The sequence below is a fragment of the Calothrix sp. CBUCES-K 9914 genome (assembly GCF_059640475.1).
In genome coordinates, this window is the sequence record NZ_JBXXZH010000012.1 from 1 (window position 1) to 26,233 (window position 26,233).

24 protein-coding genes are annotated in these 26,233 nt (G+C 39.0%); 15 read left to right on the forward strand and 9 right to left on the reverse strand.

What is annotated here, in order from left to right; genetic code table 11:
• Positions 1–514: hypothetical protein (locus AC2JBO_RS04305; RefSeq protein ID WP_496952392.1), on the reverse strand; the 514-nt coding region annotated here is incomplete at its 3' end.
• An 84-nt stretch (positions 515–598) separates the two neighbouring features.
• Positions 599–1,228 carry a TetR/AcrR family transcriptional regulator gene (locus tag AC2JBO_RS04310; RefSeq protein ID WP_496952393.1) on the reverse strand — a complete coding sequence of 210 codons (630 nt, stop codon included), beginning with the start codon at positions 1,226–1,228 and terminating at the stop codon, positions 599–601.
• Positions 1,229–1,697: 469 nt separating this feature from the next.
• Between AC2JBO_RS04310 and AC2JBO_RS04315 the strand changes: the two genes are divergently transcribed.
• The 5 genes from AC2JBO_RS04315 (at position 1,698) to AC2JBO_RS04335 (ending at position 7,021) form a co-directional block, all read left to right on the forward strand.
• A complete protein-coding gene (locus AC2JBO_RS04315) occupies positions 1,698–3,095 on the forward strand; it encodes an HlyD family secretion protein (protein WP_496952394.1) in 1,398 nt (465 codons plus the stop codon).
• 77 nt (positions 3,096–3,172) lie between these two features.
• Positions 3,173–4,348, forward strand: coding sequence for an ABC transporter permease DevC (gene devC, locus AC2JBO_RS04320; protein WP_496952395.1), 1,176 nt, complete (start codon positions 3,173–3,175; stop codon positions 4,346–4,348).
• Positions 4,349–4,444: 96 nt separating this feature from the next.
• Entirely contained in the window at positions 4,445–5,143 is a 699-nt protein-coding gene (locus AC2JBO_RS04325) for a DevA family ABC transporter ATP-binding protein (protein WP_496952396.1), read from the forward strand.
• A gap of 233 nt (positions 5,144–5,376) precedes the next feature.
• A complete protein-coding gene (locus tag AC2JBO_RS04330; protein WP_496952397.1) occupies positions 5,377–6,306 on the forward strand; it encodes a M23 family metallopeptidase in 930 nt (309 codons plus the stop codon).
• A gap of 172 nt (positions 6,307–6,478) precedes the next feature.
• The gene (locus AC2JBO_RS04335) at positions 6,479–7,021 is read left to right on the forward strand and encodes a late competence development ComFB family protein (RefSeq protein WP_496952398.1); all 543 of its coding nucleotides are present in this window, start codon (positions 6,479–6,481) and stop codon (positions 7,019–7,021) included.
• Here AC2JBO_RS04335 and AC2JBO_RS04340 read toward each other — a convergent pair.
• Positions 7,018–7,689 carry a L,D-transpeptidase gene (locus AC2JBO_RS04340; protein WP_496952399.1) on the reverse strand — a complete coding sequence of 224 codons (672 nt, stop codon included), beginning with the start codon at positions 7,687–7,689 and terminating at the stop codon, positions 7,018–7,020. The two genes, AC2JBO_RS04335 and AC2JBO_RS04340, sit on opposite strands and share 4 nt — an antisense overlap.
• 337 nt (positions 7,690–8,026) lie before the next feature.
• Between AC2JBO_RS04340 and AC2JBO_RS04345 the strand changes: the two genes are divergently transcribed.
• From AC2JBO_RS04345 to AC2JBO_RS04355, 3 genes are all read left to right on the forward strand, one after another.
• Positions 8,027–8,185 (forward strand): QAALIT motif small membrane protein, encoded by a 159-nt coding sequence (locus tag AC2JBO_RS04345; RefSeq protein ID WP_496952400.1) that lies wholly within the window; start codon positions 8,027–8,029, stop codon positions 8,183–8,185.
• Positions 8,186–8,398: 213 nt separating this feature from the next.
• Entirely contained in the window at positions 8,399–9,058 is a 660-nt protein-coding gene (locus AC2JBO_RS04350) for a sigma-70 family RNA polymerase sigma factor (protein WP_496952401.1), read from the forward strand.
• 158 nt (positions 9,059–9,216) lie between these two features.
• Entirely contained in the window at positions 9,217–9,810 is a 594-nt protein-coding gene (locus tag AC2JBO_RS04355) for an anti-sigma factor family protein (RefSeq protein WP_496952402.1), read from the forward strand.
• A 15-nt stretch (positions 9,811–9,825) separates the two neighbouring features.
• Here the strand turns inward: AC2JBO_RS04355 and AC2JBO_RS04360 are convergent, their stop codons facing one another.
• A complete protein-coding gene (locus AC2JBO_RS04360) occupies positions 9,826–10,245 on the reverse strand; it encodes a gamma-glutamylcyclotransferase family protein (protein WP_496952458.1) in 420 nt (139 codons plus the stop codon).
• Positions 10,246–10,731: 486 nt separating this feature from the next.
• On the opposite strand from AC2JBO_RS04360, the gene AC2JBO_RS04365 reads away from it, so the two are divergent.
• Together AC2JBO_RS04365 and leuS are read left to right on the forward strand one after the other, a co-directional pair.
• On the forward strand, positions 10,732–11,169 hold the full coding sequence (locus AC2JBO_RS04365; protein WP_496952403.1) for a NifB/NifX family molybdenum-iron cluster-binding protein: 438 nt from the start codon (positions 10,732–10,734) through the stop codon (positions 11,167–11,169).
• 196 nt (positions 11,170–11,365) lie between these two features.
• Entirely contained in the window at positions 11,366–13,942 is a 2,577-nt protein-coding gene (leuS, locus tag AC2JBO_RS04370; RefSeq protein WP_496952404.1) for a leucine--tRNA ligase, read from the forward strand.
• A 198-nt stretch (positions 13,943–14,140) separates the two neighbouring features.
• On the opposite strand, the gene AC2JBO_RS04375 is transcribed toward leuS, so the two are convergent.
• From AC2JBO_RS04375 to AC2JBO_RS04385, 3 genes are all read right to left on the reverse strand, one after another.
• Positions 14,141–14,287, reverse strand: a complete 147-nt coding sequence (locus tag AC2JBO_RS04375) for a hypothetical protein (protein WP_496952405.1) — start codon at positions 14,285–14,287, stop codon at positions 14,141–14,143.
• A gap of 832 nt (positions 14,288–15,119) precedes the next feature.
• Positions 15,120–15,353, reverse strand: a complete 234-nt coding sequence (locus tag AC2JBO_RS04380) for a hypothetical protein (protein WP_496952406.1) — start codon at positions 15,351–15,353, stop codon at positions 15,120–15,122.
• A gap of 109 nt (positions 15,354–15,462) precedes the next feature.
• Positions 15,463–15,993 (reverse strand): GNAT family N-acetyltransferase, encoded by a 531-nt coding sequence (locus AC2JBO_RS04385; RefSeq protein ID WP_496952407.1) that lies wholly within the window; start codon positions 15,991–15,993, stop codon positions 15,463–15,465.
• 82 nt (positions 15,994–16,075) lie between these two features.
• Between AC2JBO_RS04385 and AC2JBO_RS04390 the strand changes: the two genes are divergently transcribed.
• Both AC2JBO_RS04390 and AC2JBO_RS04395 read left to right on the forward strand, forming a co-directional pair.
• Positions 16,076–17,122 carry a mevalonate kinase family protein gene (locus tag AC2JBO_RS04390; protein ID WP_496952408.1) on the forward strand — a complete coding sequence of 349 codons (1,047 nt, stop codon included), beginning with the start codon at positions 16,076–16,078 and terminating at the stop codon, positions 17,120–17,122.
• A complete protein-coding gene (locus AC2JBO_RS04395) occupies positions 17,109–17,996 on the forward strand; it encodes a sugar phosphate nucleotidyltransferase (RefSeq protein ID WP_496952409.1) in 888 nt (295 codons plus the stop codon). Before AC2JBO_RS04390 ends, AC2JBO_RS04395 begins: the two co-directional genes overlap by 14 nt.
• 158 nt (positions 17,997–18,154) lie before the next feature.
• On the opposite strand, the gene AC2JBO_RS04400 is transcribed toward AC2JBO_RS04395, so the two are convergent.
• On the reverse strand, positions 18,155–19,171 hold the full coding sequence (locus AC2JBO_RS04400) for a S66 peptidase family protein (protein ID WP_496952410.1): 1,017 nt from the start codon (positions 19,169–19,171) through the stop codon (positions 18,155–18,157).
• A 210-nt stretch (positions 19,172–19,381) separates the two neighbouring features.
• On the opposite strand from AC2JBO_RS04400, the gene AC2JBO_RS04405 reads away from it, so the two are divergent.
• Entirely contained in the window at positions 19,382–21,094 is a 1,713-nt protein-coding gene (locus AC2JBO_RS04405; RefSeq protein WP_496952411.1) for a hypothetical protein, read from the forward strand.
• Here AC2JBO_RS04405 and AC2JBO_RS04410 read toward each other — a convergent pair.
• Positions 21,083–22,849 carry a hybrid sensor histidine kinase/response regulator gene (locus tag AC2JBO_RS04410; protein ID WP_496952412.1) on the reverse strand — a complete coding sequence of 589 codons (1,767 nt, stop codon included), beginning with the start codon at positions 22,847–22,849 and terminating at the stop codon, positions 21,083–21,085. The two genes, AC2JBO_RS04405 and AC2JBO_RS04410, sit on opposite strands and share 12 nt — an antisense overlap.
• A gap of 812 nt (positions 22,850–23,661) precedes the next feature.
• On the opposite strand from AC2JBO_RS04410, the gene AC2JBO_RS04415 reads away from it, so the two are divergent.
• Together AC2JBO_RS04415 and hemE are read left to right on the forward strand one after the other, a co-directional pair.
• The gene (locus tag AC2JBO_RS04415) at positions 23,662–24,180 is read left to right on the forward strand and encodes a pentapeptide repeat-containing protein (protein ID WP_496952413.1); all 519 of its coding nucleotides are present in this window, start codon (positions 23,662–23,664) and stop codon (positions 24,178–24,180) included.
• 203 nt (positions 24,181–24,383) lie between these two features.
• Entirely contained in the window at positions 24,384–25,439 is a 1,056-nt protein-coding gene (gene hemE, locus AC2JBO_RS04420; RefSeq protein ID WP_496952414.1) for a uroporphyrinogen decarboxylase, read from the forward strand.
• Positions 25,440–26,233 lie beyond the last annotated feature (794 nt).

Consider the following 26,233-nt stretch of genomic DNA (forward strand, 5'->3'; position numbering starts at 1 on the left):
TACTTTTGGCGCCAGGAGTAGGACGATTATTTTGCACTTGGTAATTTTTTGTTTCTGTTTTACCGTTTTTAAATGTGTAAATTACTTGTTTATACTTCAACTCTAATTTTGATTTAATTGCTGTAATCTCTAAAATGTCAGCTATTTTATTAACATTATATCTATCATCAAAAGTTCTCACCGAATTAATAGTACTTTTAGCTGAAATTAATACAGATTGTTTAGTATTAAAGTCTTTAATTTCCTCACCTTCTTTCGTAGTAACGATTTCTTGAGGCTTAATTTGATTTTTTTGGATGGCAAAAACTTCACCGTACTCACGATATCCATTCAAACCTAAACATTTACCTTGTCTCAAAATCCTGTTATAAGGACGAATATTAGAATTTTGTGACTTGACTTGCGCTACTAATAAATAGTTCGGATATTTATTAATATTGGCAACTTGAAAACAATACGACACAGGAGATTCTCCAGGCGCTAGAACATCAGCACTAACAGTCGATAATGTCATACATACAACAAGGAAGCTCAGAAGTAAAACTTTTAAAAAACTTTGTAAATGATTCATAAATCTTAATACTAGTCACGTATAGCCTCACCCACGCGCGGGTGTGGTATATTTTAGAACATGATACACTAAACAATCAACCATACGTTCAGTTTCCATTGGAATTATTTCTTTGCCGTGGAGTAATTCTTGCGTCATCATAAAATGCACCATCGACCCAATCATCATTCTTACTGTCGCTTCAGTATCGGGTATATTTAACTCTGGATGTTTATTCAAATACTCACTAATGATTTTGAGCGGTGGTGTCATAATATCGTGAACCCAAGTTTTGGCTAATTCCGGAAAACGTCCAGATTCTCCAATCAGTATGCGAACGAATGCTTGGTGTTCTTTATCACTTATCATTCGATGTAGTGCAGTTGCAATTAAATGTCGCAATACAACTTGCGGCTCTCCTTCAAGTGGGAGCTTATCAAATAAATCTTCAAATTTTTTGTGTGCGGATTGCTGAATTAAAGCCTTAAATAATCTTTCTTTATCGTGAAAATGACTGTATACAGTTGCCTTCGACACTCCCGCGCGTGCTGCAACTCTATCCATACTCGTTCCTGCATAGCCATGTGCAAGAAATTCCTGCATGGCGCCAAGTAATATTTTCTCTATTTTGTCTATAGTGGTCTCGCGCTCTATTTCTCTCATTTTTATACGTGCCATTATTAATACATTCCATCATTACTTCAACAATCAGCAACACCTGTACTCACAATCAATTATTGATTTTTATTAGTGGGTTTTTGGTTCTTACTATAACTATCAGTAAATTAGATTTCGTAAACAAAATGACAGTCAGCCAATATATTGTTCAAACTTAGACAAAACGTAAGACTCATTACTAAATCTTATATAAAGTAAGGTCAAATAATAACTAAGCATCCGTAAACTATCCTAACAATTTGTACTTAAACTAACACTATTAGTATAATTTTTACAGTAAATAGTTACTGCTACCGGAAAAATATGACAGACAAACTATCTTTTTATTCGTTGCCATGAGCTATTTTTATATATCAGGTTAAACCATAGAGTATAAGTATTTCTAATTTACCCATTTGAACTAGTCGGTTTAGTTTAGTTATATTATAAGACTAAACGGTTTAGTATATTCGACCATAGGGCGGTACTAATGGTGCAAAACCACAAGCTCGAATCTCCAAAGCGCCCATCAATTCTCAAGCTGATTATTGGGGCATTAATAGCTGGGGGTATTGGCATATTTATATTTAATCGGTTTCGGGAAGCAACTACTCCCCCAAAACCAGTAGCAGTGGCCCCTCCACGGGTAACTACAGTTACAGCGTTAGGAAGGCTTGAGCCTGAAGGTGAAGTAATTAAGTTATCGGCGCCGACTTCAAATCAAGGTACTCGTATTGAGCAGTTGCTAGTCAAAGAAGGTGATGTTGTTCGAGCCGGACAAGCTATTGCGGTGATGGAAAACCGCGACCGTCTTTTAGCATCAATGCGAGAAGCTGAAAAAAAAGTTGCCGTTGCAAGGGCACAACTAGGACAGGTAAAAGCAGGCGCCAAGCAAGGCGAATTAACAGCACGAGGTGCAGAAATTAATCGTTTACAAGCAGAACTATCAGGAGATATTAGAACGCAACAAGCAACAATTGCCCGACTAGAAGCTCAATTGAAAGGAGACGCGGCGACACAACAAGCAACAATAGACCGTTTAGAAGCAGAATTAGCTGGACAAAGACAAGCTTTAAAAGCAACAGTCGCACGTATTACAGCAGAAAAACGCAATGCTCAAGTTGATGTGCAGCGCTATGAAAGTTTATATAAAGAAGGTGTTATATCAAGTCAAGAAGTAGATAGACGTAGGTTAAGCGCTGAAACGTCAACTCAACAGTTATTGGAAAGCCAAGCGACTTTAGGGCGAACAATTGCCACATTAGAACAACAAATTAAAGAAGCTAGAGTCACCCGTGATAAAACTATAGCGACACAGCAACAGCAAATTAACGAAGCTTCTTCAACCCGCGATAAAACTATAGCAAGTACACAGCAGCAAATTAAAGAAGCAAAAGGAACTCTTGCACAAACAGCCGAAGTACGTCCAACTGATATCACTGCTGCCCAAGCCGAAATAGAAAGTGCAGTAGCAACAGTTGAACGTATTCGTGCCGAACTTGCTTTAGCTTATATTCGGGCGCCTAAAAACGGCAGGGTTTTAAAGATTAACACACGTGCGGGTGAAACGGTAGGAAACGAGGGAGTTGCGGACTTTGGCGAAACCAATCAAATGTACGCAGTTGCAGAAGTTTATCAAAGCGACATTAATAAAATACGCAAAGGGCAGAAGGTTCAAGTCACTAGCGACTCATTACCAAACAAACTACAAGGAACAGTTGACTGGGTAGGATATCAAGTCCAACGTCAAAATATTATCAACAGTGACCCGTCGAGTAATATTGACTCACGTATCGTCGAGGTACACGTCAAACTTGATGATGCATCCAGTCTACTATCAACTAGGTTTACCAACTTACAAGTACAAACAGTTATTCAACTGGAATAACAAAAGCAAAATAATTCAAAATCGATTCATTGTCAAAGGCAAATCCAAAATCCAAAATCTAAAATCCAAAATCTAAAATGGTTGGTTTTATACAAGATTTACAACGTCGTACTCCACTGGGTTGGTTACAACTAACCCATGAAAAAGGTCGGTTTCTTGTCGCATTAGCAGGTATTGCTTTTGCTGACGTACTTATGTTTATGCAGCTTGGGTTTCAGTCAGCCCTTTTTGATAGTAATACTCGCTTACACCGTAGTATGCAAGCTGATATTTTTTTGATTAGTCCTCAAGCGCGTAATTTGGCAAATATGTCCTCGTTTACTCGTAGGCGCCTATTTCAAGCGATGGATGTACCTGGGGTAAAATCAGCGGAACCGATGTATGTTAATTTTCTAGACTGGAAAAATCCTCAAACAGGTAAAAAGGCAACAGTGCTTGTAGCAGGTTTCAACCCAGATAAGTCAGCTTTTGATTTACCTGAAATTACAAGTCAAATTAGTAAAGTTAAACTACCCGATGTTGTCTTATTTGACCGAGCAGGACGTGGGGACTATGCAGAAATGATAGCCAACGTTGACAAAGGCAAATCTGTTAGCGCTGAAATTGATCGACGCACAGTCAAAGTTAATGGACTGTTTAAAGTCGGTGCCTCATTTATCGCTGATACAACTTTAATGACCAGCGACCAAAATTTTCTAAGGCTATTTCCACGTCGAGAAGTAGGCAGTATTAGTATTGGCTTATTACAGCTACAACCAGGAGCTGATGTAACATTAATTGCTAAACAATTAAGTTCTTACTTAGGAAGCGATGTTAGAGTTCTCACAAAAGAAGAATTTATCACATTTGAAAAAAATTACTGGCAGACAAACACCGCAATAGGATTTATATTTAGCCTCGGTGTAGGGATGGGTTTTATGGTAGGTGTAATTATTGTTTACCAAGTCCTTTCCACCGATGTAAATGCCCATATGAAAGAATACGCGACTTTCAAAGCAATGGGATATCGTAATTCATATTTATTAAGCGTAGTATTTGAAGAAGCAATTATTTTAGCAATACTAGGGTTTTTACCGGGTGTAACTGTATCATTTGGTCTTTATGCAATGACACGTAATGCCACTAACTTACCAGTTATCATGACTTTAGCGCGCGCAATACAAGTACAAATTATGACCATCATTATGTGTATGATTTCTGGTGCCGTTGCCACACGCAAAGTTCAATCAGCCGACCCAGCCGACATGTTTTAATAAATTCCTAACTCGTAAGGTGCGTGATGCCACCTAATGATTAGCTTCGTTTAAGAATTGTTATAGCATCACGCACCCTACCTCCTAACTCCTAACATGGAATCAGTAATCTCAGTTCAAAATCTAGATCACTTCTTTGGTCACGGTCAACTTCGTAAACAAGTATTGATTGATATCAGCCTTGAAATAATGCGAGGCGACATTGTTATAATGACAGGTCCATCCGGTTCGGGTAAAACCACACTACTAACCCTAGTCGGTGGACTTAGGTCGGCACAGTCCGGTAGCTTACGTGTATTAGGACAAGAATTAGTTGGCGCCAGTGCGGGACAGCTTACAAAAGTACGTCGTAATCACGGTTATATTTTCCAAGCACATAATTTACACGGAAGTTTGACAGCACTACAAAACGTCCGTATGGGTTTGGAGGTTCATAAAGGTATTTCACCTAAAGAAATGAATCAACGTGCGGTTTTAATGCTAGAACAAGTTGGACTAGGACATCGTGCCAATTATTACCCAGATGATTTATCAGGAGGACAAAAACAACGAGTCGCAATTGCCCGCGCGTTAGTAAGTCATCCTAAAATTGTTTTGGCAGATGAACCAACTGCTGCACTCGATAGTAAATCTGGTCGGGATGTCGTTAACTTAATGCAAACCCTCGCCAAAGAGCAGGGGTGTACAATTTTACTTGTGACTCACGATAACCGTATTTTGGATATTGCCGACCGAATTGTCCATATGGAAGATGGAAAACTTGCTGTTAATGAGGAATTAGCAGCAGCAGGCTAAAATACAGCTATTTGCCTGCTAATTGTCTAAATTAATAACTATATTCGCTTAAATTAATACTTATCTTCACCTTGCGTTTAAATACAGTTTATACATATCATTTATGTACAAACGAACAGTTTGATTTACTTGTATAAATTCATCGTTCCAAAAACATTTGCTTTTGTAGGAAACACTGCCAAGGACAATATAGTCCTTAGTACCGCTGAAGCGTTATTTTGTTGTGTGAAATTATGATTACGACAGACCGTACTACTCATTTAAATAAACAGTTAAATTTATCGATTGCCAGATTCAAAAAGTCGCTCCTACTTACCAGTCTTGGATTAGGAGTACTTATACCAGTAGCTTTGTCTTCACCCGTCAAAGCTTTACAAATAGAAATGACTCCACAGTCACCACGACTAGGAGACACAATTTCTGTAGTTGTAAGCCTGGATAATCCCGCAAACGGTAGTAATGTAACTGTAAGTAGTGGTCAAGAGACTTACACAGCATACGAAATTGCGCCCAATAGGTATCGCGCGTTTATTCCGACTACGCCTTTAGAAAAAGCTGGTGGTCGTACTGTTAAAATAAATGCTGGTGGGGAAACAAAAACCCTAACACTTCAAGTCGGTGCCCGTAAATTTCCTGTGCAGCGGATTACTTTGCCACCAGGTAAAGCTGGAGCCAAAGCAACTGCATTAGAACTTCGACGTGCGCGTGAATTCCGTGAAGTACGTACTTCTGAAAAACTCTGGAAAGGCGCCTTTATTAAACCTAGCCAAGCACGCATGTCTACACAGTATGGTGTTCGACGCTACTATAATGGTGAATTCGCGAATGATTATTATCATCGTGGCTTAGATTTTGCAGGCGCCTCTGGTTCAACCGTTGTAGCTCCAGCCGCAGGACGTGTAGTTCTAGTCGGAACTGTAGCACAAGGTTTCAAAATTCACGGTAACGTTGTTGGTGTTGACCACGGACAAGGTGTAGCGAGTATTTTCATGCATCTAAAGCAAATTTCGGTGAAAGAAGGCGATTTTGTGCAACCAGGTCAAAAAATCGGTACTGTGGGTTCTACCGGAGCATCAACAGGTCCGCATTTACACTGGGGTTTGTACGTTAATGGCAAAAGCATTGACCCAATGCCTTGGCTAAATGGCACTGCCGAAAAGTAAATTCAGAGATAAAACTAAAAAGTAGATTAGAATAGCAAAAATTGTACTTAGATGCATTTTTGCTACATAATTTACTTGTAGACTGTTTACAATTGAGTTTTATTAAGCAATTATAGATTCGATTGATACCGTCCCTACTGTTACTTGGGTGGCTGAAAAGAAAATGAGTAGTATGAGTATAGGAAAAATTGTAGAGCAAGCTCTCCAAGATGGTTATTTAACACCAGCAATGGAAGCAGAAGTTGGACGCATTTGCGACCATGCCTCTGAACTTTCAATCGAAGAGTACATGGCCTTAGACCGTTTAATGGGGTCACTGTTAACAGGTGACGTAGTGGCGGTACCTCGCAAACAGTTTATCAACGTCATGGAAGATCTGGTTTTAACCGAAGCTGTTGCGCGCGTTGCTGAAATCGAAGCAACTAGCGAACACTCCTTAGATGTCGGTGATATCGCAGCTTACGCGCTCAACCGTCTTCCACCGCTTTATGCAACTACCGAAGAAGGCGCCAGTTGGCAACGTGCGCGCGCAAAAACTCAACTTCAAGAGCTAATTAGCCAGCAAGTTGGTGAAGCAATTGCCCGCAACCTCGACCGACCTAATGATGACAAAACGCCTGTACTAGCTAAAAATACAGGCAATGAGGTGCTGCGCCAAGTTAGTACATTGCTACAAGCATACGCTCCTAATTTTGAGCAGAAAGGCCAGCCTTAGTAGCGAACTTCAACGATAGTCCCTATTTTTACTTGGTCGTATAACATCCGGACATCTGAATTACGCATCCTCAAACAACCGTGAGATACTGGGTTCCCTACTAACGTCTCGTCTGGTGTTCCGTGAAACCCAACTTCCCCATCTTTTGCTGATAAGAAGCCAATCCATCTATCACCTAAAGGACTGTTTTCACCTGCGGAAAAAACCTTACCAGTAATTGGATGGCGCCAAATTGGGTCATGCTGTTTATGTATGACTCGAAATGTGCCAGTTGGAGTTTCCCAACCTTTCTTGCCTATACCTGTGGGATAACTAGCAATCACTTCACCTTTTTGGTAGGCATAAACTCGTCTATTGCTCAAATCTACAACTAAGCGTAGTTCAGATTGTGCTGGGCTTGACTGTTGGGCGCCTGCAAATTGAGGAGCGACAGCAGAAGCAGTGCCCTCCATACTTGTATTAATTTGACCTTGTTTCAAAAAACTTGTAAGCTTTTCGATTGCATTCGGTTCATTTTTAACTGCTTCCAAGGCTTTTTTCGGCTGACTTGCCACTGGCATCGTTACAGGACGAGAATTAGAAATATGCCAATGTACAGCAAGCGACAGTATTGCTGTCCCGAAACATAGCAGCATCGCTATACGTGCTATAGATTCATTTCTTACCATCGCGCGAGGCTCACTTTATAACTATATATAAATTTCATACATCAAAAAGCGCTTATTTTTCAAGATTAACTATAAAGTGCGCTCGCCATACTCTCAAGAAGGCACCTATCATAAAAAATTTACAATTTTTTATTAATTCCCTTATGAATATTTCAATATGAATGGGCACACTAGGGTTATGAGAAAACGATCGGGCAACATAACACGTTAACTGCTTCTGGATTATTTGAAGTTTAAACAAGTTAAAACAAGTTAAAACATCTAATAAAACTTCAACTCTCAGGAACTCAGTTAGCGTGGCAGACAATCATACTTTGGTGTGGGTGGGAGAAAAATTATGCTTGAGAAACTACTTTTAGCAATTACGATTACATTTTCGTTGAATTTGTGTTTACACGTTCGTCAACAAGATAAGATGAACACCAATACGAATTTTCAACAAGAGGCGCAAGTAGTACATACGATTTTAGTCGCAGTACCGAAGAACAAAAGATAATTTTTGACTTTTGTTGCGTTATGACTTGCTTATCATCAATCAAAATAATGACTTAATAAAGCTAAATAACCAAATAGTAGTTGCTTATATTAAGAGAATTATATTGAATTTGGATACATCGGTGTTACAGTCTAGAATCCGTCACTATGCCTAGGAACTTTTGAGTGATTAGGATGTCTAATAGATAGGGATGTTAAAAAGCCAGTACGATCTATGAGTCAATCGATTACTGTATCCTGGTCACAAATCGATACCAGGCTTCCGGAACAAAAGGAAGTGCAAGCTGACAAGCTCTCGAACCACGATTTGATATTACGCTGTCAAGAAGGATTGCGGCCAGAACGTGCTGCGTTTGCAGAATTGATGCGTCGATATCAATCTCAGGTTGAAAGAGTCTTATACCACCTAGCTCCTGACTGGGCAGATCGAGCTGATTTAGCTCAAGAAGTCTGGATCAGAGTTTTTCGTAATATCAGTAAACTTCAGGAACCTGCCAAATTCCGGGGCTGGTTAAGCCGAATTGCCACCAACTTGTTTTACGACGAGTTGCGGAAGCGCAAACGGGTTGTTAGTCCGCTGTCGCTTGATGCTCCCCGCTCAGTAGACGACGGAGAAATGGACTGGGAAATTGCTGGTGATACACCAGGACCGGAAGAAGAATTAACTACTCGCGAGTTTTACGAACAATTACGCGACGCAATTGCTGACCTGCCCGAAGTATTCCGGACTACAATAGTCCTTAGAGAAATTGAAGGTATGGCTTACGAAGAAATCGCCGAGATTACAGGTGTATCTTTAGGTACAGTGAAATCTCGTATAGCGCGCGCTCGTACAAGACTGCAAGCTCAATTACAAGGTTATCTTGACGCATAAAAAGCAAAGAGAAAGCAATTATCATTCGATCTTCAGGATTGTATAATAAATTGAAAAAAGTTAGAGATTTGTCGAGTGCTTCTGCCGAAAGAAATAGCCAGAATTTCTCACCTTTGTCCACCTTGTTTTCCCGTGTATGAATTGGTAATAGTGTTAATATGAATACTAATTCGCAATTTAATGACCGTTCTGCAAAGCAGACTGACTCCGGTTTGTCTGAGGCAGTTGTTAGGCATACCAATGATTCTACGGGTGCTATGGATATGGTGAAGCGCGACCGCTTCGAGTTATTAAGTGCATACCTCGATGGTGAGGTATCGGCAACCGAACGCAAACAGGTAGAAAACTGGCTGGCAAACGACCAGTCTGTCAGGGTACTTTATAATCGACTGTTAAAATTACGGCAATCATTGCGGACTCTACCAATTCCAGAGCCGCAACAGCCTATCGAGCAAACAGTTGAAAAAGTTCTTGTTAAATTGCAGCGTCGGCGCATAAAATTTGCAGCCCTTTTAGGTGGTGCTACAATTGCCGCATGTGCATTATCAGGATTATTTACAGGCGACTCAAAAGTGATTCAGTTTGCATCAAAACCGATTCAAAATACAGTTGCCACCAACCCAAATCCGACATCTACACCGTTAATGGTTGCTCTTAACAACCCAGTAATACCGATACCTAAAACAGAAGTGGCGCCCAATCCAGTTGAACGGCAACGGTCAACACCTAGCACCGAAAACGGATTATATTAAATCGTAGTAAGCACTTCAGTGCTTCAAACAACCACTCCACAAACCATCATCTTGCAAAGTCCCGCCCAATTGGTGAATAAGGCTTTCCTCCATAAGATAAGCCCAAACTTGACCAATCTTCAGCGGGCGCCGAGATGAATTATTTGTGATATCTTGACTAAAAATATTAATGTAGCGCCGATTATATAAATTTTCAGAATAATGTCTAGAGGGGTGATAGTCCTCAAGAGCATCAATTTCAACTAAAATTTCTGAGTCGGAGAAGCAAAGCATATAACCCCATACAGGGCTATTACCCGCCGTCATAGCGGGATAGCCCTGTGGAAGGGCATACAACTTACCCATTGCAAAAGCTGGTTTAGTATCAATAACTTTACCAGCACAATATTTTTCGTAATTTTCTTCACCCGGTTTAAGGGTTCCATAAACAAACACCTTAATCACAGCAACCCCCAAAAATCTAACAGCACCACAGCATTATAAGCCACATATTCATTTAAAACATCTTCAACAACATCTTGTGGAACGGGCATGCTTGCCCGTCTCATATAGTCTCATATAATAGACCATAGGTTAGGTGAAGGCTTTGTGTAACCCAACCAAAAAATCAACTTTGTCAAGCAAAAAACAAAGAATATCTCAAAAATGGGTATTATTTATCACCAAATAAGTCTAAAATCAGTATTTTTATTGTCCAAAACACGAGTTTTTATTTTTAGCATAAGTATAAATTTTAACTTTTTCTCAACCATTTAAACGTGACAAGAATTACTGCCACAGAGACACAGAGAAGAAAAGTTGGCGCCAAATATCCAGAATAATATTTATGTAATTTCGCGGTTAACATAAATAATTATCTATGGTAATTTTTGTAGAAGTGCAAATATTTTCATTAAATAACCAATTCAAGAAGGAGAAAAAATGAAAATAGCCTTCGCCACAACAGATAAAGTTAACATAAACTCCGACTTTGGTAACGCCGAAAAATTTGATGTATACGAAATATCAAAATCTGGATATCATTTTTTAGATACTATTTGCGTTGAAAAAGAACCTGAAGCAAGCCAATTTGGTTATAAAAATAAAGATAATGTATTAAGAGTAAACAAAGGTGAGAGCGATACAGATATAAAAACAGTAATTGATGCACTTAATGAGTGTACAATAATTTATACCACTTCAATCGGCGCCGTACCTGCTGCCAAGCTAATCAAAAACGGTATGACACCAATGACACCAGAATTAGGTCAAGAAAAAATTATTTCTATCCTTGATAGATTACTAATAGCAGTAAAAGGAAACCCCGCCCCTTGGTTGCGTAAAGTTTTACAAAGAGACAATCAACGTACTGAGGAATAAAGCAGGAGCAAACAAGCTCGACTCATCATAAATTTATTTATCCATCCGAAATTACAGTTATTCTGTAATTTTTTTTTGGAATTAAAGAAGTAAGTGATGTAGATATAGTAAATGCACATGCATTTTGGAATAGTATGTCACAATAACAAAGTTAGAAACTAAAATTAATAAGATTAACGCATTAGGAGTACTAGCAGTGGAGTCTCGATACAACCCAGCAGACATTGAGGAAAAATGGCAAAACACATGGACTGAACTTGGCTTAGACAAAACTGTCACCGATAGTGACAAGCCAAAATTCTATGCGCTGTCTATGTTCCCGTATCCTTCGGGTAGCTTGCACATGGGTCATGTCCGCAACTACACCATAACAGACGCTATCGCGCGCCTCAAAAGAATGCAAGGGTATCGTGTACTACATCCAATGGGTTGGGACGCTTTTGGTTTACCAGCGGAAAACGCTGCTATTGATAGAGGTGTACCTCCAGCAAAGTGGACTTATCAAAATATTGAACAAATGCGGCAACAGTTAAAGCGTCTTGGTTACTCCATAGACTGGGACTGTGAAGTTGCCACCTGTTCGCCTGACTATTATAAATGGACGCAATGGATTTTCTTACAGTTTTTTAATGCCGGATTAGCCTATCAAAGAGAAGCTGCGGTAAATTGGGATCCTGTAGACCAAACTGTGATAGCAAACGAACAAGTTATCGATGGACGTTCTTGGCGTAGCGGCGCCATTGTTGAGCGAAAATTATTACGGCAGTGGTTTTTGAAAATTACTGATTATGCCGAGCAGTTATTAAACGACCTTGATAAATTGCCTGGATGGCCGGAACGTGTCAAATTAATGCAGGCGAACTGGATAGGAAAATCAACAGGCGCCTATTTAGAGTTTCCTATTGTTGGCATGGATGAAAAAATCGCTGTATACACAACTCGTCCTGATACAGTTTACGGTGTCAGCTATGTAGTCTTGGCACCTGAACATCCTTTAACACAAAAAGTAACAACACCCGAACAATTAGCAGCAGTTGAAACATTTGTACAGGAAGTTACAAATCAAAGCGAATTAGAACGTACTGCGGAAGACAAACCAAAACGCGGTATACCTACAGGTGGTAAAGCTATTAATCCATTTACGGGTGAAGAAATTCCGATTTGGATTGCTGATTATGTACTGTACGAGTATGGTACTGGCGCCGTGATGGGTGTACCAGCACATGATGCGCGCGATTTTAAATTCGCTAAAGACCAAAAATTAGCGATTAAAGTTGTTATTGTACCAGAAACAGGCAAGATGCCTGTTCCACAAGAGGGTGAATTGAAAGCTGCTTATACGGAAGCAGGTATTTTGGTAAACTCACAACAATTTGATGGCATAGCTTCGGGAGATGCGAAGAAAGCTGTAGTTGAGTATGCCGAAAAACAAGGTTATGGTAAAGCGCGCGTTCAATACCGTTTACGTGACTGGTTAATTTCCCGTCAGCGTTACTGGGGTGCCCCTATACCTATTATTCACTGCCCAAATTGCGGCGCCGTTCCAGTTCCCGATGCTGATTTGCCCGTACAATTACCTGATAATGTTGAGTTAACGGGACGTGGTGGTTCGCCATTGGCAAATTTGGACAGTTGGAAAAATGTACCTTGTCCAAGTTGTGGTACACCAGCACAACGGGAAACCGATACGATGGATACTTTTATTGATTCATCATGGTACTTCTTACGGTTTACCGATGCCAAAAACGAAAACAAAATATTTGAAATCAGTAGAGTCAACGATTTTATGCCCGTTGACCAATACGTTGGTGGTATCGAACATGCGATTTTACACTTATTGTACTCACGGTTCTTTACAAAAGTATTGCGTGACCGAGGTCTGTTGAACTTCGATGAACCATTCCAACGGTTGTTAACTCAAGGAATGGTACAAGGTTTAACTTATATGAACCCCAACAAATCTGATAAAGATAAATGGGTTCCTACTACTTTAGTTAATGCCTTAGACCCTCGCGACCCCAAAACGGGTGAACCATTACAACTTGTTTACGCTACCATGTCCAAATCGAAAGGTAACGGTGTGGCGCCAGAAGACGTTATCGCCAAATACGGTATCGACACCGCGCGCATGTTCATACTGTTCAAAGCACCCCCAGAAAAAGATTTGGAATGGGACGAAGCGGATGTTGAAGGACAGTATCGCTTCTTAAACCGAGTCTGGCGCCTTGCCACAGAATTTATAGCTGCTGGCAACGTCAAAAATCAAGTTAACAAAAACGAATTAACCAAACCAGAGAAAGACTTACGTCGAGCAATTCATACTGCAATTAAAGAAATAACAGAAGACATTGAAGGCGGGTATCAATTTAACACCGCAATTTCCGAATTGATGAAGTTGAGCAACGCCCTTGCTGACGCGACTTGTAAAGATTCGCCAGTATTTGCCGAAGGTATAAATACTTTAATAGTATTACTGGCGCCGTTTGCCCCACACATCGCAGACGAACTGTGGCATCAATTGGGGAACAGCGAATCAGTCCACACCCACCAATGGCTGAAATTTGATTTAGAAGCCTTAGCTGTCGATGAAATTACCCTAGTAATTCAAATCAACGGTAAAAAACGCGGTGACTTACAGGCACCTGCCAATTTAGACAAAGCAGCGTTGGAACAATACGCGCGTGAATCTGAAGCAGCAAAGCGTCATCTCGAAGGCAAAGAAATCAAAAAAGTCATTGTAGTACCAGGCAAATTAGTTAACTTCGTCGTCTAGAGGGATTGTATGTAGCACAGGCATCCTGCCTGTGCAGTGCAACTAACTCTCTCAATTCTTCCCTCTGTGGACTCTGTGTCTCTGTGGTAAAAAATCTCTACCACCAAAACGCTAAAAATAAACCACTAATCAACTGCTAACTCCTGCACGGTGAGGATCCTCTACATCTATCAATCTATCCCAAAGCATATAATCTACTTAATTTTTAGCTACATAGTAACTATTATTTTCAACTTGCATACCAGTTTTTCCAGTAACAACCTGGCGCCCATCGTTCAATAAATCAACATACTTCGTCCCCTCATTTAACGGAGTTCCAAAAGGCAGCACAGGGTTCTGTTGCATCTCCGAATCAATAAAACCCGCTAACTTAAAGAATTACCTACCTATAGGGGTCAATATAATTTTTTTTAATACTGATGTATTTGACTCAGCACATTAAGCCGCGTATTAATTCGTTAAAAAATCTTAAGCAAGTTGTGGGTGACATCAGCCAACCCAAAAGGTTACAACAGATATGTTTGTAACAGTCTGTTCAATGTGAGAAACAATACCAACTTCTTCCATATACAGCAAAGTTACCACCGAACGAAATATTACATTTTCGTGGGGTGCCTTGTATAAACTATGTTTCAAGTACGCACACAAAAAAGCGCTTGGATTTTGACGACTCCTAGCGCTTCCCCGTATAACTTAATACCAATCCACTTATTTACTGCAACATTAGAGGTTTCGCCCTACCCCAGAAGATTAGGGTATTGCGAAAATAACCTGTGGCAAACATATGGTGAAGTGGTATCACTCCTTGCACTCATTAAGGATATCTCCTGTGTAAATAGTTGCGGAGTTAGGTGAGTGACACTTTGTGAGCTGGCACTAGTCAAAAACTCACAGTCCACTTTAAACGATCACGAGTATGGTAAGGTAAGGCAAAGCACAAAGCGTATGTAATACCAGAAAACATAATGGTATTGTATCTACCCTGCGGTTAATATCTAGCTAAATGCATGACTCAGTGACATAATATTATTGTTCGCACTATGACAATTGTCTGGTTAACTAATTTGTGGCATCTTAACCCTTACCTTGATATATCAATACACGATATATCGAAGCGCAATATATCGAGGCCGAATATATTTGGTAATAACATGTAAGAATTATTTATGAATGCCACTCATAATTTCTCAATTTGCACCAGACCATTTTCAGGCACTTCAATCGTTAATCTATATCCTTCCATTAATGACATACCAACTAGAGGTTCTGACTCAGCTTCATCAATTTCAATTGTTATAGATTGTTCATCCCAAATGACTAAGGCTTCGTAAACGTTAAAAACGCACTCACTACCATCCCCAAGAGTTGCTCTTCCTTGTCCATTCCACTGTAGTCCCAGTTCATTAATCAAATTCGCTGGAAAAGACAGCCAGTCATCAAACCCTGTGTCAATAAAAGCTACTTGCTCATAGATGTGACCGTCTACACCATAAATACTTAAGTGAATGGTAGCTTCATACTCAGCATTTACACGCCCTATTGATCAGTGTCATTAATTGTGGGGTGTTCTTTCTTCTTAATTCTTTCTTTGCGCCCTTTGCGTCCTTTGCGGTTCGTTTTTCCAACACACCAAAACTTTGATCACCAGTATTAAGCAAACGCATTCCATTTACACCACATAGGGAGTTACACAGAACTTCAAAACTATGTTCAAGGACGTAGCGAAACCCGAAAGGCTGGTAAAATTCTGGGTTACAAGTAGTCAATACTAATGTTTCGTAGCGTTTATCGCAATAATCTAATACTTCATTCATAATTTCACGATAATAACCACGTCTACAATTTGCCGGATGGGTAGCTACAGCGTGAACTCCCCCAACTATTACATCTTCACCCATTAATCGCATTGGAATTTCTAATACACCCACATGAGCTATTAAACTACCATCCTCATGAAAGCGCACGAAGAACGGTGTTGACGCATCTTCCCATGCGGCGCCTAGTTTTCTAGCTTGTTCTGCAAATGAGCGTTGAAAGCTATAGTTTTTCATTTTATGTTTATCTAAGTGCTTAATTTCTTATGTTGGCTCCACGTAGAAGAGGCAACTACTTACACTACATATACTACTAATTATGAAATTATTTGTACCAGGGCGCCTGTGTTTATTTGGTGAGCATAGTGACTGGGCGGGGGGTTATCGCCGCTATAATCCAGAGTTGGGAATAGGTTATACATTGCTAGTAGGGACAAATCAAGGACTGTATGCAGAAGCCAAACCTCATCAGCGCTCTGTAGTTGTGCGTACATCTATTGAAGGTAAGGAGAACGTGCTAGCTTTACCGATGGAAAAAGAAGTTTTATTACTTGAAGCGCACAAAGGAGGGTTTTTTAGCTATGCGGCAGGAGTTGCCTATCAATTTTTATCTTATTTCCAAGTCGATGGTTTGGAAATTGACAATTATCTGACAGATTTACCAATTAAAAAGGGTTTATCGTCGAGTGCGGCAATTTGTGTTTTAGTGGCAAGAGCGTTTAATCAGGTGTATAACTTAAAGTTAACGCTGCGTGGAGAAATGGAGTTTGCCTATTTAGGAGAGATTACCACGCCTTCGCAATGTGGACGTATGGACCAGGGATGTGCATATGGAAATCGTCCTATCGCAATGGTATTCGATAACGAGCGCGCGGAGATAATTGAGCTAAACGTGCCGAAAAATCTATATTTTGTGGTTATTGATTTAAATGCGAGCAAAAATACTCAAGAAATCTTAGCTAAACTCAATGAGTGTTATCCTTTTGCGAAAAATCCAGTTCACGCTAATGTTCAGAAGTATCTTAGTACAATAAGCCATGATATTACCCAAGCTGCGATTGATGCCATACAAGCTGGTGATGCTAAACAACTTGGTAAACTAATGCGTATTGCCCAAACTGAATTTGACGCGCATTTAATTCCCGCTTGTCCTCAACAGCTAACGGCGCCTATGTTACACAACCTACTAGAGTATCAGCCAATTCAGGCTTATATTTTAGGTGGTAAGGGAGTGGGTTCGCAAGGAGACGGAACAGCACAGTTTATTGTTGAAAACGAGGAGAGTCAGCAGCGAGTCATTGAAATTATCGAACGCGACTTTCCCCAAATGCAGTGTTTAAAACTAACAATTTATGCCAGCAACTAAAATCAGAAAAGCAGTTATTCCAGCAGCAGGGTTTGGAACTCGGTTATTTCCAACCACCAAAGTCGTTAAAAAAGAACTTTTTCCAATTATAGACAAAGACGGTCGTACCAAACCCGTAATTCTACTTATTATCGAGGAAGCACTTAGTGCGGGAATAGAAGAAATAGCAATAGTCGTCCAGCCAGATGACAAGCCATTTTTCAAGAAATTATTCAAGCGACCACCGAGTGCTGCCTTATTTGAAAAGCTCACACCAGAAAATCAAAAGCTCAGTAAATACTTAGTTGATATTGGCGACCGTATCAAAGTAATCACGCAAGATAAACAAGAAGGTTACGGTCATGCTGTATACTGTACAAAAGAATGGGTAGATAACGAGCCATTTTTATTAATGCTGGGTGACCATATATATAGTTCTCAAGAAAAAAAATCTTGTGCTAGACAAGTTCTAGACATATACGAGAAAGTCAACCATAGTGTAATTGGTTTAACAACCGTTAATTCAGAACTTTTACATAAAGTTGGATGTGTTACAGGTACTTGGCAACAAGAATCTATACTAAATATTACACAAGTCTCCGAAAAACCATCTATTGAATACGCGCGAGAAAACTTACGTGTTGAAGGTTTAGCAGAAGATAATTTCTTGAGTATCTTCGGGTTATACGCACTCACACCCACAATTTTCGATTGTTTGGAAGATGATATTAATAATAACGTCCGCATGAAAGGAGAATTCCAACTCACTACTTGCCTAGATGTACTAAGACAACGCGCGAGTATGACGGGTTATGTAGTCCAAGGCAAATTTTATGACATTGGTATGCCCGAAGCCTATCTACAAACTCTAATAGATTTTAAAAATAGAGACTAATGGCAACAGATACAACGGATGTAACGGATAATGTAGGGTGCGTGACGCTATCAAAAATCTTGAAATAAGCAAGCATCTAGTAGCGTCACGCACCTTACTAGTTACAAACTTATACCATATAAAAAACCGTCCGTTACATCCGTTACATCCGTTGCCAATTATTCAACCGCTGGTTCCAACATTTTAATTACTCCCAAACCAGCATCAACTTCCACCTCAACCCCCAAAGGTACAGTAAACTTATCTCTAATATGACCAATCATCGACCCGTACCAAGCAGGAATACCCAAAGGTTGAATATGGTCTTTCAATACTTGTATCAAAGCAAATGTCGGCGCCTCTCCAGGTTTACAGTTAGTGCATTGTCCAAAAATAAACCCTGAAATTCGATTGAGAATCCCCGCATTCTTCAACTGCGTTAGCATTCTATCAATACGGTAAACATCCTCACCAATATCTTCCACAAATAAAATTTGATGGTTCCAAGAGGGTAAATAAGGTGAACCTATCATCGCACCAAGAACAGACAAATTTCCACCAACAAGTTTACCCCTCGCTTTACCTGGTGTTATAACGTCAACTCGTCCCGCTTCACTCTTAGGATTTTGCATCGTAACTGCTGCACCATCAAACAAAATGGGTTTGAGGTAAGAAAGTGTAAAGTCATTCCAATTTGATGTCGCAACTGGCCCGTGAAAAGTGACAATTCGACTACGGGCGCCAATCGCCAATAATAATGATGTAATATCACTATAACCAATAATAATTTTTGGGTTACTGCGAATGCTTGTATATTCGAGCTTCGACAATATACGGTTACAACCCCAACCTCCACGCATCGCAATAATTGCTTGAACCGATGTATTTGTAAACATAGCGTTAATATCAGACGCGCGTTCACTGTCTAAACCAGCTAAATATCCATATTGCCTTAAAATATGCTTTCCCAACTTAACTTTTAATCCTAATTTCGTCAAAGCTTGCCGCGCGGAGTCTATATCACTTTCAGTCACAACACTTGCGGGGGCAACTAATCCCACTGTACTACCAAGATGTAAGCGTGGTGGTTTAATAACCGTTTGTGGTGATACTCCTTTGACTTGTGGCGCCGACAAAACGGTCGTTAAAGCTGTAATTCCAGAAGCAGCTAAAAATTGACGACGGTTTATATTCATATTAGATTTTTTTACATATTTTCATATAGTTAAATATAATAGATCATCAGATAAAACAACAAATGAATTTATATTTCCTTGACTCAATAATGTAAATTAGAAAAATCTTGACCTATTCGTAAGAACTTTATAAAGAATGTATTATAAAAGTTTGACTTTACTATTTCTTAAATATATATTCAGCGATATATATACTCACGATTAATTTTTATGGTCATCAGCATCGATATTACCCGTACAATATCCATCGAATTCATACAAGAAGAAAATGTAATAAATTTTGTAACAAGTGGCGCAGAATTAGAGTTTCTACCGCTAACTGATTTCCCAATGTACCGTTTGGCACCAGAGGTTATTAAAAAGTTAAAGCCAATTTATGATCTGAGTAAGATAAATCGTGGGGTGATAACACGTCAACCGCATTTTAATCGACTAATGCAAATGTTGGTAACAGTCGGTTTAATAAATCATTATGCCAACCTCTACCATTCAGGAAATAGCAAATATCAAGCAAAACTTAATCGTATTGATTTTGAAAAGCATAAACAAGCAATGTTAAAGACTGCATACAAGCATGATAATATTAATCAAAATTTACTTCATTCTCAGCAATTAAAATTTTGTAACTTTTTCCAAAACATTAAAAGTACATGGGATTATATCAAACTCAAACAAAATCAATTAAAAATAAGACATAATACTAACAATAATCAAATAGAACAAACTGTTTTAGCTATATTTAATCGTTTGGAAACTTTAAATTTAGTTGAGGCGCCAGGTGATAATGTATTGAAAGTTGGAATTGATGGTTCAGTACATGGTACAAATCAGGAAAACATAGACTATTACGATAACCTTTATAAACAAAATCTCGATACCCGGTTTCGTTTTAAAATCTACAGCGGTCAAGAAATTGGTTTTCCTGTGTGCAAGTCGATAGAAGAAATTATAGATATATATGACTTTGTTGTGTCTACATTAAAGAAAAATGGAGTTCACTTTGCCACAACTTCAGGAGTTCATTTACACGTAGGAATTGGAAGTAGATACAAAACAACCGAAGAAATAATAAATCACCTTGCTAATATTACATCCGTGTCGGCCGCAATTTCACAAGTTTTAGAAAGTATTTTACCACCCACAAGAAAAAATAATATTTATGCAATGCCATTTGGAGGTAAAGTTGAAGAACATACAGCACGTTATAAAAAAGGCTTGAGTAAACTTGAATATATTCAAAAAAAGGTTAATATGGTCAAGCACGGTGTGATTATGGACTCTGATTTACTCGATGATATAAATGCTGCAATATATGAGTTTACCCTTGGTGTTGCATATGGAATAGCACCAGTTCAACACGAATACAACTACAAAAAAATACTGGAAATTTCCTCTGCAAAAACACCTTATGAAGTCTTACGTCAAGCTTCAATAATAGTCAGAAACCCCCGTTATACATCGATAAATATTACGCCATTTTTAGAAAAATCAACACCCACATATGAGTGGAGAGTTTTAGCATCGTGCGAAGACACAGAATTACAAGGTAAATTTTTTACTTTCCTATATCGTGTAATTCAAAGTCAAAGCGAATGTGTAATTACCAAACTTGTAACTGACTATCAAACTAATCAAGATTATATACACTTTCATTTCCGTGATGGTAGAACTGTGAAGATGGAAAATACATTAGATAACTGGTTGACTTTTACCCAGTGTCACAACCTCTTTACAGAAAGTGATTACATTAAAATTCAAAACGAACCTTACTGGAAATACTATGACGCAAAAAATCAAGAGTATATTTCCCCAGACGACAATAAAAATTGGGTAACAGGTCAATTTTATCAGGCACCTGCTATAGAAACACAAAAGCAAGATGCAGCCATACTCAACTTTCTAAATTACGCCCTAAATATCTAAAATTCTAGATTTTGGATTAAATCTAAAATCCACATTTCTGATATTTGTTGTATCTATTGGATGTATCTCAATAATATCTTGCTTACTACTAGGCGCCGAAGCGGTTTGCTGAACAGTTTGTTCTCCTTGCACTCCTTGTTGAGATGTTCGTAAAGGTAATTTTACAGTGAATGTTGCTCCTTGCCCGACACCACTACTCGTAACACTAACATTTCCACCGTGCATTTCTACCAAATGGCGTACTATCGCTAACCCTAAACCTAAGCCATTATGACTTCGAGTTGTGCTACCATCAGCTTGGCGGAAACGTTCAAAAACATGAGGAATAAAATCAGGAGCAATTCCAATTCCTGTATCATAAACTTCAATTTTTGCGCTTGGTGTAGTTAACCCACTGTCTTCGTGCGATAACTTGACTTGAATACTACCGTTAGCAGGAGTAAACTTGAGAGCGTTGCTCAGTAAATTACCAACTATCTGCTGTAATCGATTAATATCACCTGTAACGACATAAGAAGAATTGTAAATATCCGAATATGGTTCTTGTGATGCTACTGGAACAGGTTCAATAATATAGTCAAGATGTAGCTTTTTCGTTTCAGCTTCTACACGTACCGCATTTACCGTTTGCTGTACCAAAGATTCTAAGTTAACTGGAGTCAAGTTAAGACGGAGTTTACCCCGCATTATTCGCGATACATCCAAAATGTCATTTATTAACTGCGTTTGCAAAAGCGCGTTGCGTTCAACAATTTCTAAACCCCGCGCGACACTCTTTTCATCAAACTTTTGACGCTGAAGCAGTTTTGCCCATCCCAGTATTGAGTTGAGAGGTGTGCGAAGCTCGTGCGATAACACTGCAAGAAACTCATCTTTCAAACGGTTTGCTGTCTCAGCTTCAGTACGTGCTGTTTGCGCGCGTATTAACTCAATATGTTCAGCTTCGGCTTTTTTACGCACGGAAATATCTTCAAAAGTACCAACATGACCGATAACATCACCACTATCTGAGTACATTGGTGTACTGTGAGCATAAACCCAACGCTCAGTTCCATCAGGTGTAATAATCTTAAACTCGTTGCTATACTCTTTACCCGCGCGTACAACTTCATGCCATCCATTCAACACTAGTTCGCGGTCGTCTGCATGAATAACTTGTGCCCATCCTTCACCCAATATATCAACTTCTTCAAGACCGAAGATTTTTTGATGATATGGGTTTGAGTAAGTGCAAAAACCGTCTGTGTCAGTAAGAAAAATTCCAATAGGAGAACAAGCGCTTAAACTTCGGAATTTTTCCTCGCTTCTTTTTAGTTCAATATTGATTGCCGCGAGTTCTGCGGCTTGGCGCTCTATCTTAGCACTCTTCTCATACAAATCTATAAACGCGACCACCTTTGATTTTAAAATCTCTGGTTGAATCGGCTTGAACAAATAATCAACTGCACCTAACGAGTAACCCCGCTCAACCATACTGTCGCTTGTGCTAAACGCAGTCAGAAATATGATTGGTGTATAAAGCGAGCGTTCGCGTTGACGAATGAGAGCAGCAGTCTCAAAACCATCCATATCAGGCATTTGCACATCCAATAAGATTACGGCAAAATCCTGATTTAGCAGGCATTTCAAAGCTTGTGCGCCAGATGTTGCTCGCACTAAATTTTGACCTAGACCTCCTAGTATTCCTTCGAGTGCCAGCAAGTTTTCTGGGTGGTCATCGACTAGTAGGACGTTTACTTGGGATTTCGACGGCATCTTATACTTTTGGATATACGCCATTGTTATAGGTTATCCATACGAATATGGCACTTTTGGCATAAGGCGAACACTATCTTTAGACGCAAATTCTTAGCGTGCGTCACCACTACACAATTATTGGCATGTACTTAGTATTTTTTATACTTGCATTCGCTAATAGAAAGCCCAAATCTATATTACTTAGGGATATGGACTTATTTTTTCCAAATGGAAATGGGAAGAGTTGGAACTGAAACAAATATTTTACTTTACGAGACTGAAATTGAGGACTATCTGTACTTTATATATTAAGAGGTCATTGATAAAGTAAATAAATCTTAAATGGCTCAAATAATCTAGTATGTAGGTTGGGTGAAGCGCAGCGCAACCCAACATTTATTATTATATATTCTTATTATTATATACATTAGGTTTTCCTACCATAAGTGGATATCCTACCCTGCGGGAAAACTCCGTTTACGGATAACGGAACACTACGTGAACGCAAAGCCTTCACCCAACCTACAATTTATTCATGGAGTTGTCAAGAATCTTTTGTAATAGGTTTAATAGTTCTATGAACTATATAAACGCCATATATAGTTGAAATAAACGTTGAATAGAACGGTATAAACATAATTTTATATCTATCTAGCCCTTGCTTTAAGGCTCAAACTGAATAATGATGTAATTATTCGAGTAGGTAATTAAAGTAATCATAATAAATAAATTATGATTACTATCTTTAAATTCAATCAACAAACCTAATTTTTTAAACATCTATAACTACAAATTCATCAAAACTGTACGCACGCAAATAACATTGGAATATGATTGTTATAGCACGTCTACTAATTGCAGCATCGTTTACTTTAACTATCCCTTTTATTAGTGAAAGTGATAAAATTCTACAAGATGCGAACATTCACAATGTTCAAGAAAATCGGAAGTGCTTCGGATGTAAGTTATCAGGCGTTAACTTTAATGGCGCCAACCTAGAAAAAGTTAACTTACGTTCAGCAGACCTGCAAGGAGCTAACTTGAGAAATGCAAATCTAAGAAATGCAAATTTAGAGTGGGCAGACCTTCGCAACGCTGACTTGAGTGGTGCTGACTTAAAGGGAGCAAACCTGAAAAGCGCTTTACTAGTCGATGCAAACCTGTCAAAAGCAAATTTAGCGCACTCGAATTTAGAGAAAACCGACTTTAGAAATGCAAATTTTGCAAAAGCGAATCTGACTCAAGCCCTAGTATTGGGCAGTATTAAAGAGCATAACTCAGTACAGCTATGTCACACAATATTACCAAACCAAACCTTGTCAAATCGTGACTGTCCGCAAGAAGGGTAAATTGTAACGTAATTTAATATCAACTCGAATATTGACTTGGATATTTTATTTAATGGTTACAAAATATTACAAATTATGTTGTAAGTCAGAATTTATGATAAGTAAAATCATTCTATTGATTCTGCTTTTTCGTTTATGTTTTTGTCAACCTACAATGGTAAGCTAAATAATGAAATAAAAAAGCGATATAGGATGAAGTGTTAATGGGTATTTCCGCAAATACGCCTCATTTATTAAGGGCTGCTCGTGGCGAAGTTGTAGACCGTCCTCCTGTTTGGATGATGCGACAAGCTGGAAGGTATATGAAAGCTTATCGCGATTTACGAGAAAAGTATCCTTCGTTTCGCGAACGGTCGGAAATTCCCGAAGTTGCTATCGAAGTTTCTCTACAACCTTGGAGAGCATTTCAACCCGATGGTGTGATTCTATTTTCTGATATTGTTACCCCACTTCCAGGTTTGGGTATCGATATGGATATTGCAGAAGGAAAGGGGCCAATTATTCATGCACCCATTCGCACCGCCGAGCAAGTAGACAACTTACATCCTCTCAACCCTGAAGAATCATTACCTTTCATCAAAACGATTCTACAGGCTTTGCGCCAAGAAGTTGGAACTCAATCTACTGTACTAGGATTTGTCGGCGCCCCGTGGACTTTGGCTGCGTATGCAGTAGAAGGAAAGGGTTCCAAAACCTACTCAGTCATTAAGAATATGGCGTTTTCCGACCCCACGATTCTACACCAACTGCTGGAAAAACTCGCTGATTCCATCGCTACTTACGTTCGCTATCAAATAGACTGCGGTGCCCAAGTAGTGCAAATGTTTGACTCATGGGCAGGACAACTTAGTCCTCAAGACTACGAAGTTTTTGCACAACCCTACCAAAAAATGGTATTTGAAAAAGTCAAGCAAACACATCCTGACACACCATTAATTCTTTTAGTCACAGGTAGTGCTGGGGTACTGGAACGAATGACAACATCAGGTGCCGATATCATATCAGTTGACTGGACGGTAGACATGGCAGACGCGCGTCAACGTCTTGGCAAAACAATGAAAGTGCAGGGAAATTTAGACCCAGGTGTACTATTTGGTTCCAAAGAATTTATCCGCGAACGCATTTACGACACAGTACGTAAAGCAGGTAACTGGGGTCATATACTCAACCTAGGTCACGGTGTTTTACCAGAGACACCAGAAGACAACGTAAGATTCTTCTTTGAAACAGCAAAGCAATTAAGCCTAACCGCAGTATAACTTCTGGTGCATAACTTAACTGTAGGTTGGGTGGAGGAACGGAACCCAACTCAACCTACAATCAATAAGCGTAAGAACTTTTGTAGCACCACAGAAGTTATATTTTGATTAGTCTACTGGTCTGTGTCAAAAGTTTTGGTGTGTTGTAGCATATCTGTCCCAGATGTGCGTCAGGTCAGGCGAGATGCCTAACCTACCAGAATTAATGACACGAACCACTACTTAAAAATAACGATTTATTTGTTAGCTTTTAGTGATATAGCGGTTCTGACTCAAATTAAGTACACAATAACGGGCAGGGATGACCGTTCCACAATAGTTTTAGCAACTTCATTTGTACCTTACTTGGTTGAAAAATGCTATAAATATAAATGATATTCACAATCATTAAACAAGTTAATGTTAAATAAATTTTTGAAACTATAATCAAAAAAGTTTGGTGCAGCCAAATAAATACAGTGGTACAATGATGGTACGTTCAAAACCTGCTCGTACCGTTTTTTATTGCATTTTTGTACCTATTTAATGGTACTGGCTGCAAAAATTGTCTCATCGGCAGTACTAAAGTATTGTAAAATTGTATAAATAGAACGATTTTGATTGCTTCCAGGCGCTGTACTAGAGTACTATATTTCGCACCATTTTTGGTACAAAAACCGTTTTTTATGGTACAAACAAGATTTATAGGCGCCTTCAATACTGTATTTTTATAATACTATTAAGCTATTATTAATAAACATATTACAGTCAGTACCAAAAATGTTTTATCCAGTACTAATTTAATAGCTAACCTT